This window comes from Crassaminicella indica (assembly GCF_019203185.1).
GTDB classification, from domain to species: Bacteria; Bacillota; Clostridia; order Peptostreptococcales; family Thermotaleaceae; genus Crassaminicella; species Crassaminicella indica.
In genome coordinates, this window is record NZ_CP078093.1 from 137,495 (window position 1) to 149,665 (window position 12,171).

Here is a 12,171-nt window from a genome sequence, read left to right on the forward strand (position 1 = left end):
ATTACATTTATTTCTTAATATGCCATTTCTAAAATAGGTATAATCGAGCCAATATCCTTGAGCTTATCATTTTCTAAAAAGACTGGTTCCACACTATAATTCGCTAAAAATTCTAAAATTCTATCATAATCAGGATGGTGTGATAAAAACCCTGAAAATGCTATTTTATTTTTAGCAATAAGTCCTGAAGCACCTCCAATAAACCCATAATCAAGTCCAGTAAGATCTATATATCCAGGAGATATTACCAAAGTATCTATTCCATATTTTTCGATAGTTTTTGCAATTCCTCTGTCCGACGTAATAATGGCTCTTTCATTCACAATACAGATTGAACATTTTGAATATCCTTGTTTTACATGAATCAACTCTACACCACTTTTTTCAAGTAATTTTAAGGTAACTTTATCTGTATATTTTAAATTATGTATAGCAAAATTAGAAACTCTCCCTATATTATATGCAATATTATCTGGATAGTTCCTCCTTAAAACTGTTTCTCCTTTGATTACATTCAATCCATATTTTTTAAGAGGTTTTTCTAAATCGTCATAAACATTTGGAGCTACAACCACGTCTTTTCCATTTATAGGATGTAATAGGATATCTGGATGATAAGAGATTGCACTATATAGCTCTTTACAATAAGGTGTTTTTATCATATTTATATCCATATATTTTAAGTTGTTTATAAAATTATCCGATACTCGACCATCTACAATTACTGCTTTTACTTTATTTTTAGGTAAAAACGGTATATTTAATAATTTACATTTCATTTTTATCACCTTTTTTATTATTAGTAATTATCTGTATAATATCATTTTAATACTATTTATATTTTAACAAAAAAATAATAAATTCATCTCCCATCTAAAGGATGAGAGATGAATTTATTATATTATTACTTTTAAATCCTTATCAACCTTATTAAGAACCTCGCAACCATCTTTTGTCACTAGCACAAGATCTTCTATTCTCACTCCAACATCTCCAGGAAGATATATACCTGGCTCTATTGAGAATATCATTCCAGGCTTTACTATATCAGTATTTATTGAAGATACATCGCCAAAGTCATGAACCTCTATTCCTATAGAGTGACCTGTTCTATGAGTAAAGTATTTGCCATAACCCTTTGACTCTATAAAATCTCTTGCAGCAAAATCTATATCACAAAATCTTACTCCTGGCTTAACAGTTTCTATTGCCCTTTTGTTAGCCTCAAGTACTATTTTGTAAATCTCTTTTGACTTTTCTTTAACACTCCTAAAAAATACAGTTCTAGTCATATCTGAGCAGTACGAATCCTTTACACATCCTATATCAAGTATTATACTATCTCCTTCTTTTGGAGTCGCATCTCCTGATGAGTGATGTGGATTTGCTGCATTTTTCCCATATCCTATAATAGGCTCAAACGAAAAGCCATGTGCCCCAAGTTCTTCATATATTGAAAGAAGTAGTTCACCTAGCTTTTTCTCACTATGAGCATCTACTACTAAATCTAGCAGCTTTTCCATAGCCATATCATTAAGCCTTGAAGCATTTTTCATAAGCTCTATTTCTTCTTTATCCTTTATCATCCTTGCCTTATCAACAACAAATGATCCATTAACATACGAGCTTGCTACGTCTTTTTTCATAAGCTCTATCAAAAATCTAGCAGGCCAGTTTTTGTCTATTCCAATAGGCTTATTCCTAGATATGCTTTCAGAAAGTATCTTTACACAATCATCAGTATCACTAAACCATATCTTTTCAACTCCTAAATCCTCACTTACAGGAAAAAGCTCGTTTATAAAAAGCTTATACTTTCCTTCAATACTTATATAAAGAGCTAGCATCCTTTCTCCTGGATGAATCCACTTCCCTGTTAGATAAAATATTGAAGCTGGATCTGAAATTATAAGCTGAGGTATGTTTGATTTCCTCATTGAATCAAGTATCTTTTCTAATCTATTAATTTTCAAATTTATTCCCTCCTTAATTTTTTATTTTTAATTTTATTTTGAGCCAAATTTTTTATGTAAACATCGAAATATTCAGTGTTCACAGAATTTTGTCATTATGTTATCATAAATGTAGAGCAATATTAAAAATAATCAAATACATTTTGATAGAGGTGAACATATGCAAATGCTTAATGAAATAGCAGAAAAAATAAAGACACTAAGAAAAAATGCAAATTTTACACTAAAGGATTTGAGCGAAAAAACAGGGCTCTCAGTCAGTTTTCTTTCTCAAGTAGAAAATGTATCTTCTTCCCTTGCAATAACCTCTCTTAAAAAAATAGCCGATGCCTTTGGAGTTCCAATGACATATTTCTTCAAGGGCATGGAAATTCATAACTTCCATGTCAAAGTTCAAGAGCAGGAGCCTTTTAAAATAGAAGGTTCAAACTCTGAATTTATAAGACTAAGCGGAGACTTTGCAGACAGAATGCTTGAAGCTATGATAGTCATAATACAGGGTGGTCAAGACCACGGACACACCTACAGCCATCCTGGAGAAGAGTTCGTATACATAATAGAGGGAGCCCTCATAGTAAAAATAGATAACAATGAATATCTAGTAAAAAAAGGAGATTCAATACACTATCCATCTACAATAACTCACCAATGGACAAATCCTCTTGATACACCAGTAAAGGTTCTCTCAGTACTAACCCCTTCAATATTTTGATTTTAAAAACGGCAAAGCGAATATTTTATTCGTAAGTCGTTTTTTATTTACAAAAGTGAAGAAAAAAGATGTCTCCCTAAAAAAGTAGCCATCTTCTTTCTTTTAAAAAAACTACTTAAAGCTTTGGCTTTTACTTTTTTAATATGCATTAATCTTTTCTTCAGGATCTTCATCTTCAAGTAGCTTTACAAGCTTTTTATCAGATAAGAAAAGTATCGTTGCACATATAAACAGAATTATTGGTATGACAACATATGACTGCATAATAGTATATTTTGAAGCAATAGCATATAAATAGCCATATGATTTACCTGCTATAAACGTAGCAAAAATCCAAACGCCCATCAATATAGAGAAAATCTTATTAGGTGCATATTTAGTTACAAATGAGTTACCAAGTGGTGAAAACAGCATTTCTCCTATACTTAATAACACACCAAATACAATAAGCCAAATTATACTTGCCTTTGATGTAGCATCTGCACCTACACCTCTTGTAATTTCTGCAAATACAAGCATTAAAAAAGCCATACCCAACAAAGCAAGACCCATGCTTAATTTTTTAAACAAGCTCAAATCTCCTTGAGGACGTTTTGATAATTTAAACCAAAGTGCACCCAATATCGGTCCCATAGAAATACATACAAATGAATTTAATGAATCAAACCATGAAAGCGGTACTTTAAATCCATTTACATTCATATCTACGAATTGACCACCATAATCATAAGCAGCAAGATAAGTCAAATACCAAAATACCCAAAATACTACTGAGAACATTGATATAAGTACAATAGCAAAAACTTTTCTTTTTTCTGTTTTTGTTAATGGTTTAACTTCTGTTTCAATCTTCTTTTCAGTATACTTACCAGCTTTAAACGGCTTTTTCCCTGCTTCTTTAAGAAATCTCATTCCAAATAAAAACCATATAGCATCAATAGCACAAATAATACTACATAGCTTAAAGGCAGCTCTAAAGCCCTGAACTTGCCCATGTGCAAAGGTAGTTGCTACAAGAATACCAACTGATGTAGTCCCAATAAAAGCTCCAATATTTACAAATGAATACTGAACTGAAAATGCTGAATCTAGCTGTTTACTATCAGCAAACAAAGATCCACTAATTGCAGAATTATTACCTTTAAAAAGACCTGTACCAATTGCTACAAGAGCAACCATTATATTCATAGCTGTAGCATCTGTTGCTATTCCACCAAAAAAATATCCAACAGCCATCAAAGCTAATCCAACTGGGATACAGTATCTAGCTCCTATATATCTATCAGTAAGATATCCACCAATAAGAGGAGCAAGATATGTAAATGCAACAAGGTTTGATTGAATCAATGCAGCTTCAACCTTTGTAAGGCCTAACCCACCTACTATCACAGCAGCAGGAACAAAAGCAAAAATTAAATACTTAGCAGAATAATACGCCATTCTTTCTAGCATAAATGCTATACAGCAAACGTAAAAACCAAAAGGTCTTTTATTTTTTACTGCAACTTCGCTCATAATTTCGCCTCCTGATCTGATATTTTCTCAACTAAATAAAAATGCTAAAGCTATATTTTAGTTAACCTCCTTTCTTATTGTATTTTTTACAGTATAAGTATAATTATGTCTTTAAATACAAAAAATGTTAATCTCTACTATAATTATATTTTAAAAAATCAAACTTTTCAATATTTATTGTAATTATATTTAAAAAATTTCAATCATTTCAAAAATTTTAAAATGCATAACTACTGTTTTCTTTTCCTTAAACTTTTAACAATGTTGGTACATAAATAAAACCACAGGGAATAACCCTGTGGTCGTTTTTTAATCTTAGTATAAATTTTTATATATATTTAGTATCTCTTCTCTTGATAATGGCACATAATTATTTGCAAGAAGTCTTTGTTGCTTTTCAAGTACACTATCTGTAAAGCTTTCAATTTCTTCTTGCTTCATACCATATTCTCTTAAAGGTTTTTTACTTAAAAGCTTATCAAGTACCTTTTCAATAGCATCATATACTTGTGTCTCCTCTACATTTAGTAAATCAGCTAAGAAAGTATTTAATGCTTTAATTTTTCCTTCTGGATTTAATCTATTATAAGTTTTAAATACTTCTGTAAAGAACTGATAATTTGCCTCTCCATGTGGCACATGATATGTACCTCCTAATGGATAAGATAAAGCATGTACTGCTCCAACTCCTGTATTTCCAAATGCAATTCCTGCATAGTTACTTGCAACTGCAAAATCTTCTAATAATTCTTGTCTATAATCTTCACCTTTTTCAATAATTTCTATATATCCTTTTAAAATCATTTCAATTGCTTTTACACTGATCATTTGTGTAAAATCGTTAGAATTTGGTGATACATAAGATTCTATGGCATGAATTAATGCATCTATAGAACTAAATACAAAGAATTTGTATGGAAGCCCCTTTATAAGCTCTGGAATAAGCACTGCATAATCAGCATATAATTCATCAATTGCAAGTCCCATTTTAGTATGCTTTGATTTAATTTCTGCTATAGAAATATTTGTTACTTCGCTTCCTGTTCCACAAGTTGTTGGTACAATAATAAGTTCCTTATCTTTTATAAAATCAATTTTCTTTTCAAACATATCTAATGCATTTTTACCATCTTTAAATATTAATAATTTTGCAATATCGATTACACTTCCTCCACCTATTGCAATAATCCTTTTGTATGGCTTATCTATTACCTCTGCTAAAATTTTATCAATCATTTCATCAGATGGCTCACCTACACCATACTTTTCTTGCATAATAAAATCTGCTTTCAAGTCTAATTCCTTCATAAAAGGATCATAAAGGAATTGATGCGTAAGTACTAAATCATTTTCTCCAATTTTAAATTCTTCTGCAAAGCTTTTAAAATCATCAAATTTATGGATTTGTGTTGGTAATTTAAAAAATTTCATAATAATCCCCTTTCCATTCTTTATTCAAATTTACAATTAAATCTTTTTTCCCACTCTTCAATCAGCATTGGTCTAAAATCTGGATGCGCAATATTGATAAGAGCTCTTCCTCTTTCTTTTAAGCTTTTGCCTCTCAACTCCGCAATACCATATTCTGTAACTACATAATGAACATCATTACGTGTAGTTGTAACAGCTGACCCTTCATCAATAAATGGTACAATACGAGATACCTTTCCTTTTGATGCTGTTGATGGAATAGCAATAATAGATTTTCCTTTTCTTGCCATGCTCGCTCCACGAATATAGTCAACCTGTCCACCTACACCACTAAATTGCTTTAATCCTATACTTTCTGACACAACCTGACCCATTAAATCAACTTGAATACAAGAATTTATAGAAACAATATTTTCATTTTGCATAATCACAACAGGATTATTTACATAATCTACTGGATATAACTCTACTGATGGGTTATTATCAACAAAATCATAAAGTCTTTTTGTACCCATTAAGAATGTTACTACCATTTTTCCTTTATGTAGTGTTTTTTTCTTATTATTAATAACTCCTGCCTCTATTAACTCAACAACACCGTCTGAAAACATTTCTGAATGAATTCCTAAATCTTTTTTGTCTTTTAAAAATAAAAGTACCGCATCTGGAATAGCTCCAATTCCTAATTGAAGTGTAGCACCATCTTCAACTAATTTTGCACAGTTTTCACCAATTGCCTTTTCAACTTCGCCAATCTTAGGAGGTTGAAGCTCTATAATAGGATAAGAGGTTTCAACAATATGATCTATTTCAGAAATATGTATAAAAGAGTCTCCCATAGTTCTTGGCATTTGATCATTTACTTCTGCAATTACTAGCTTTGCACATTCTGCTGCTGGTTTTGTATAATCAACAGAAAGACCAAAGCTACAATATCCATGCTCATCTGGACGACTTACTTGGATCAATGCCACATCTACTGGTAAATATCCATCTTTAAAAAGTCTTGGAATCTCTGTGAAAAAACAAGGCGTATAATCTGCTCTCGCTTCATTCACTGCTTTTCTTGTAGAACCTCCTACAAACAATGCATTATGTCTGAAGTGAGGCGCCATTTCTGGCTTTGCATATTCACTTTTTCCCATTGCTACCATGTGAACAATTTCAACATCTTTATATTGATCTTTATTTGCAACCATTGCATCTACTAATACTAAAGGTTCACTACATGCATGACCGATAACCACTCTATTTCCTGATTGAATATGCTTTACAGCCTCTTGTGCAGTTGTAAGTTTTGACTTATAAATATCTTGCCAACGCATCTTATCCATCCTTTCTCTTACGCATGCATTTTTTTAATTGCTTGAATCACTTTTTCATAGTCATTATGACTTTTTATACAAAACACACCTGCTTTGGTGTGAATATCTTCAAAATTTGCGCAGCAATTTGTACATCCGCCTACTACCAAAAGAAAATCATACTCATTTCCTTCTCTCGCAATTTCAAATATAAAATTTTCTCCTATTTCTTTTTCCACTTGATTTATAAATTTTTTTCGATCGTACCGAGGATTGCATCCACCGCAGTATTTTATCCCTATTTTCAAAGCAATTCTCCCTACTTTTCTTTATTTAATATTTTCTTTGCCATATCAATAAGGTCTTGACTAACTTCTGTAACCAACACAACTTCCTTAACTTCAGGAATTTCTTTCTGTAAGTCATGAAGTACAATATCCTCAAGGGTAAACTTCGCAGATGGACAACCGCTACATGCTCCTAAAAGCTTTACTTCTACAACACCCTCTTTAACTTTTACAAGCTCGATATCCCCATAATGCTCTTTCAGCTTTGGTCTTATTATTTGATTAATTACTGCATTCACTTTATCAAACATACAATCACTCCATTATAATGTTGGGGTGGAATTTTCCACCCCATTTATAAAATTAACATTCAATTCTTACTTTGTAGCTGCTGCATTTCTTGCTGCTACAGATTCTTCATCTATTCTTGCAATCTTTCTTGCTAATTCTTTCTTATGCTCAAGATTTCCTTGTCTTGCAATCATAATTCTTTGTGCTTGTGGTGAACCTGCTCCATGCATTGACTCTGTTCTGTATCCTACTGCTGCTGCTCCTAATGTCATATTTTCAATAAGTCTTAATACTCTCATTCTATGCTCTGTTGGCACAGAATCTACGCCTTTAAAGTATTTTTCACAAATTGGTCCAAGCACTGGATGCTTAAAATCTTTTTCTGATGGCATTGTTACCATAAGTCCACCTGCTATATCTTCCGCAAGTCTTGTAATTTCATATGGGAATCTTGTTACATTTTGCTTACAGACATTTGCAAGTAATAAATCGATTTGATAATTTCCTGCTTCTGTTGGATATCCTTCTGCTGAACAAGCTATACCACAGCAGTATAATGTTTCATTTAAGTGAGTCATTTCAATCAATTTATCTTTTATATGTGAAGCTTTTGCTGCTCCATTGAATTCCGCTGCTAATGCTGCTGCTCCTATAAGTACATCGCCTACACCTACTTTACATCCACCATAGCTTTGACGATGATATCCTGCAAATCTTTCTACTAGCATTCCTGCAAATTCTACTTCTCCATTTAAGAATATTCTATCATTTGGAACAAATACATCATCAAATACTACTAATGCTTCTTGTCCACCAAATTCTTTGTTTCCTAGATCTACATCTGCTCCCTCTTCTAGCTTTCTTGTGTCGCAGCTTTGTCTTCCATAGATCATATAAAGTCCTTCTGCATCTGATGGTACTGCAAAGGATACAGCATAAGCTTCATCTCCTTCTCTCATAGCAATTGTTGGCATGATTAAATGCTCATGAGAGTTTACTGCTCCTGTTTGATGAGCTTTTGCTCCTCTTACAACAATACCATCTTCTCTCTTTTCTACAACACGTAAGAAAAGATCAGGATCTTCTTGCTTGCTTGGTGATAACCCTCTATTTCCTTTAGGGTCTGTCATAGCTCCATCTACTACTAAATCATTTTTTTGTACATACTCTAAAAACTTTTTAAAGTTTTCATGGTAGTTTGTTCCATGTGCTTTATCTACTTCATAAGTAGTGCTATATACTGCATTAAAAGCATCCATACCTACACAGCGTTGGAAACATGAACCTGTTTTTTGTCCAAGTAATCTTAACATCTTTACTTTCTTTCTTAAATCGTCAGTGCTTTGATGTAAATGCGTAAAACGATTTATTTTTTCTCCTGTTAAATTAGATGTTGCTGTCATCAAATCCTCATATTGTGGATCCTGTGCTAATTCATAAGTCATTGCAACTGAATTGATAGATGGTCTGATGATTGGATGATCTACAAAATTTTCAACCAATTCTCCAAACATGTACACCTTTATGTCTAATTTTCTTAAGCTTTCAAGATACTGCTCTTTTGTCATTAATGCCATTTTTAATCAGCTCCCTTTTGATTTGTTATTATTTTAACAAAATATTTTATTTTTGTACATACGTTTTTAAAATTTTTACCTCTCTTTTTACACTCATAAATATCAAGCAAAACCTATGCCATTATTTAATATATAAGATATTTTTTAAAATCTAAAAAAAAGCCAGCTAATCATTTGAATTTACTGGCTTACTATCTTTTATATATTCACTTATACATATATTATTTTACTCTTTAAAAAAACATCATTATCTTTTGTTGCAAAACAGCAACATTTTTCACTCGTTTCTGTTAAATGATAATCAATTTTTATTATGTACTAGTCTTTATCTACTTATTTACCTATGTTGCAAAACTGCATCACATTTGCATTTTCGCAACACTTTTGTAAAAGTATTTCAATGCAACTGTTTCTTTTTTATTTTAGCACCAATAAATATGATGATAGGTAAAATTACTTGAAATAAAAAAGCATAACCAGGATATATATCCGAAGCAAATTCCGCCTTTTCCATTACACTATTATGAATAAAATATGATAAATTAATTATCAATAATCCTATTGGTGTTGCTATGAACTTATAATCCTTAAAGCCAAATATTTTAGCAACTCCAGTACAAGTACCTAATAAACATATACATACTTTGATAAAACCTCCTATTAATAATGTAACAGCGATCACAACTTCCAATCGTTCACCAAAATTTCCAATATTTAACCTAGTAGCAGTTGCATATGTTGGAAAATACATATTTTCAACAGTACCAGCCCCTAATACCAAAAGGTCAGCAATAGAAGATACATATAATATTATTCCTCCTATTAACAAACCCAATATATAAACTTTATGAACTTTTTTTACCTTTATTGAAGAAAAAAAAGTTGTAAATACAATCGTTTGAGTAAATGGAAATATAAACGTATGAAAAGTACCTTCAATAATTGGTTTTATACCTTCAGCTAACATAGGTCTAATATTATTTATATTCATTTTATTAATTAACAGCAAAATAAATATTAGTATCAAAACAATAGTCACTATTAGAAAAAATTCTCCCCATCTACCTATTGTTTCAACTCCTTCCTTTACTGCCCAAATGCATAAAACACCAATAAACAACATTGATATAATTTTAGGAGTATTTTGTAAAGAAACTATAAAAATAAAATCACCAAAAAGTCTCAATACTAATCCTCCTAAGAAAAATGTAAACCAAATAAATAATATCGAAATCCCTTTACCTACAAATTTTCCAAAAACGATCTCAAGGATATCATACAAATCTTTACCAGGAAAAAGCACCAAAAGACTAGAATGTACTAATACTATAGGTATGGCACTAATAATTGATAAAATGATTGCAATCCATAAATCTTTTTTTGCTTCCCCTGCTGTAGCCAATACTATTGAACTTCCTATTATGAATAAACTTATAATGGATATACCTTGTTTATCAGAAAGAACCTCTTTGTTCAACATCTTTTCCTCCAAAGAATAGTTAACTGTCAACTAATTTTATCAAATCATAGTTTTCCCAAATCAATTAGTTTTATTAAAATTTAAAAATAATTGCATCAATATTTATATAATAATAAAATCCACGCTTAGAAATTTCTAAATTATAATAAAATTCCTTAGCGTGGGTCTTATTTTAAATATTAACAATAGCCTATAAAATTAAGCTGCTTTTTCTTTTTCTTCAAATAAATACACATCATATTCTGGCTTATTTCCTAAGTTAACAAGCAAACAAAGAACAATTCCTGCTGCTAATCCCCATGCAGCTCCACGAGTGCAAAGAATAGCTCCCATAACACCAGCAATACCTAAATCATTGAATGTACGAGATTTCATCACTCCAACACGTACAGAAACATATCCTTGAATCAACATAGTAGATGCTAAAGCAATTCCTAATATTGGTTTGCAAAGAGTAACAATTGGTAAAATCAGATAACCTGTAAGGGTACCAAATCTAAAAGAACCTGCTCCACCATTAATTGAATCCATCGCTTTTCTTCCATGCTTATAACGTTCGCATATAACAACCTGCATTGCTGCCCAAAGAGGTCCACACATAGTTAAATCTGGTCCAATAATAGACATAATAAGGTTTCTTAAACCAAATACTAAATGAGATCTATTAGGATTGTAGTCAATTTGTTCGTCTGTACGAACCTTTCCTGCATCTTCTAGTAATGCTTGTGATTGAATCATATCTCCAAATAATACAATATATGCAGAAATAACTATAGGTAAGCTTTCAATAAACATATTTAACGAAGGGAAACCAACTCCTAAAAATGTCCATTCTCTCCATAATGTACTAAATGCTGGCTTTGTAATCCCCCACTCAATTTGTGGCCACGGTGTCTCTCCTAGCATAGGACCTACTATAATAGCAAGAGCAATAACAGGTAAAATCCCTAAGTTTCCAATAATCTTTAATATTGCATGTTTTTCTCTAATACTTTTAAAATGATTTGAAAATAAAAGATAAAAGCCTAATCCTACACAAATAACAATAGATATTGGAAAATTATCAAATTTAGCACCCTTCTTAAATATAAGGATTACAGCAGCAAAGCCTGCTCCCATTATAATCCCTGACTGCATTGCATTTGGAACAATAGAAACAATTTTTTTCCCAAGACCTGTAATACCTAAAATAATTGCTAAAATACCCAATGTCATTTCAAATGCAATCAAAGCCTGCATTCTCTCAGGACCTATTTCATATTGACTAACATGAATCATCAAAAGTGGAATAGCTGGTGTTACCCATCCAGGTACTACTGGATCTCCTAAAAATACGTGTGCACAATATAATATTCCATTAAGTACCACTACTGCCATAGCTACTTCAAATGGCATTCCTAAATATTCTTGAAGCATTGGGACTGCTCCAAGACAAACAGCACACATTAATAGTCCTTGAATATAATCTGCCCATTCAAATCTGTAATGAATAAAAGGAATACGGATTTTAAACGGCCCTGCTGGAATAAATGGCTGTTCTTTTCCTAGCTCTCTTTTCATCGCCATAGTATTTCCTCCTTTATAATTTATATATAACAACA

At 31.6% G+C, this 12,171-nt stretch carries 11 protein-coding genes; 1 reads left to right on the forward strand and 10 read right to left on the reverse strand.

Going from position 1 to position 12,171, the window contains the following annotated elements; all coding sequences use genetic code 11:
• Nucleotides 1-14: 14 nt before the first annotated feature.
• Nucleotides 15-779: a DUF6873 family GME fold protein gene (locus KVH43_RS00840; protein ID WP_218283058.1), complete on the reverse strand. Its 765-nt coding sequence runs from the start codon at nt 777-779 to the stop codon at nt 15-17.
• Nucleotides 780-896: 117 nt separating this feature from the next.
• Nucleotides 897-1,973, reverse strand: a complete 1,077-nt coding sequence (locus tag KVH43_RS00845) for a M24 family metallopeptidase (RefSeq protein ID WP_218283059.1) — start codon at nt 1,971-1,973, stop codon at nt 897-899.
• A 166-nt stretch (nt 1,974-2,139) separates the two neighbouring features.
• Here KVH43_RS00845 and KVH43_RS00850 point away from each other — a divergent pair, with 166 nt between their 5' ends.
• Nucleotides 2,140-2,685, forward strand: coding sequence for a helix-turn-helix domain-containing protein (locus tag KVH43_RS00850; RefSeq protein WP_218284038.1), 546 nt, complete (start codon nt 2,140-2,142; stop codon nt 2,683-2,685).
• A 138-nt stretch (nt 2,686-2,823) separates the two neighbouring features.
• Here the strand turns inward: KVH43_RS00850 and KVH43_RS00855 are convergent, their stop codons facing one another.
• From KVH43_RS00855 to KVH43_RS00890, 8 genes are all read right to left on the reverse strand, one after another.
• Nucleotides 2,824-4,200: a peptide MFS transporter gene (locus KVH43_RS00855; protein ID WP_218283060.1), complete on the reverse strand. Its 1,377-nt coding sequence runs from the start codon at nt 4,198-4,200 to the stop codon at nt 2,824-2,826.
• A gap of 315 nt (nt 4,201-4,515) precedes the next feature.
• Nucleotides 4,516-5,631 carry a 4-hydroxybutyrate dehydrogenase gene (locus KVH43_RS00860; RefSeq protein ID WP_218283061.1) on the reverse strand — a complete coding sequence of 372 codons (1,116 nt, stop codon included), beginning with the start codon at nt 5,629-5,631 and terminating at the stop codon, nt 4,516-4,518.
• A gap of 20 nt (nt 5,632-5,651) precedes the next feature.
• A complete protein-coding gene (locus KVH43_RS00865) occupies nt 5,652-6,956 on the reverse strand; it encodes an acetyl-CoA hydrolase/transferase family protein (RefSeq protein WP_218283062.1) in 1,305 nt (434 codons plus the stop codon).
• Between the two features lie 17 nt (nt 6,957-6,973).
• A complete protein-coding gene (locus KVH43_RS00870) occupies nt 6,974-7,243 on the reverse strand; it encodes a hypothetical protein (RefSeq protein ID WP_218283063.1) in 270 nt (89 codons plus the stop codon).
• Between the two features lie 11 nt (nt 7,244-7,254).
• Nucleotides 7,255-7,533, reverse strand: a complete 279-nt coding sequence (locus tag KVH43_RS00875) for a NifU family protein (RefSeq protein ID WP_218283064.1) — start codon at nt 7,531-7,533, stop codon at nt 7,255-7,257.
• A 66-nt stretch (nt 7,534-7,599) separates the two neighbouring features.
• Nucleotides 7,600-9,090: a 4-hydroxyphenylacetate 3-hydroxylase family protein gene (locus tag KVH43_RS00880; protein ID WP_218283065.1), complete on the reverse strand. Its 1,491-nt coding sequence runs from the start codon at nt 9,088-9,090 to the stop codon at nt 7,600-7,602.
• Nucleotides 9,091-9,487: 397 nt separating this feature from the next.
• A complete protein-coding gene (locus tag KVH43_RS00885; RefSeq protein WP_218283066.1) occupies nt 9,488-10,570 on the reverse strand; it encodes a GerAB/ArcD/ProY family transporter in 1,083 nt (360 codons plus the stop codon).
• A 198-nt stretch (nt 10,571-10,768) separates the two neighbouring features.
• The gene (locus KVH43_RS00890; protein ID WP_218283067.1) at nt 10,769-12,136 is read right to left on the reverse strand and encodes a virulence-associated E family protein; all 1,368 of its coding nucleotides are present in this window, start codon (nt 12,134-12,136) and stop codon (nt 10,769-10,771) included.
• Nucleotides 12,137-12,171 lie beyond the last annotated feature (35 nt).

Coding starts and splice junctions, on each gene's coding strand:
- KVH43_RS00840 (WP_218283058.1), bottom strand. CDS start 779: ATGAAATGTAAATTATTAAATATACCGTTTTTACCTAAAAATAAAGTA.
- KVH43_RS00850 (WP_218284038.1), top strand. CDS start 2,140: ATGCTTAATGAAATAGCAGAAAAAATAAAGACACTAAGAAAAAATGCA.
- KVH43_RS00855 (WP_218283060.1), bottom strand. CDS start 4,200: ATGAGCGAAGTTGCAGTAAAAAATAAAAGACCTTTTGGTTTTTACGTT.
- KVH43_RS00860 (WP_218283061.1), bottom strand. CDS start 5,631: ATGAAATTTTTTAAATTACCAACACAAATCCATAAATTTGATGATTTT.
- KVH43_RS00865 (WP_218283062.1), bottom strand. CDS start 6,956: ATGCGTTGGCAAGATATTTATAAGTCAAAACTTACAACTGCACAAGAG.
- KVH43_RS00875 (WP_218283064.1), bottom strand. CDS start 7,533: ATGTTTGATAAAGTGAATGCAGTAATTAATCAAATAATAAGACCAAAG.
- KVH43_RS00880 (WP_218283065.1), bottom strand. CDS start 9,090: ATGGCATTAATGACAAAAGAGCAGTATCTTGAAAGCTTAAGAAAATTA.
- KVH43_RS00885 (WP_218283066.1), bottom strand. CDS start 10,570: ATGTTGAACAAAGAGGTTCTTTCTGATAAACAAGGTATATCCATTATA.
- KVH43_RS00890 (WP_218283067.1), bottom strand. CDS start 12,136: ATGGCGATGAAAAGAGAGCTAGGAAAAGAACAGCCATTTATTCCAGCA.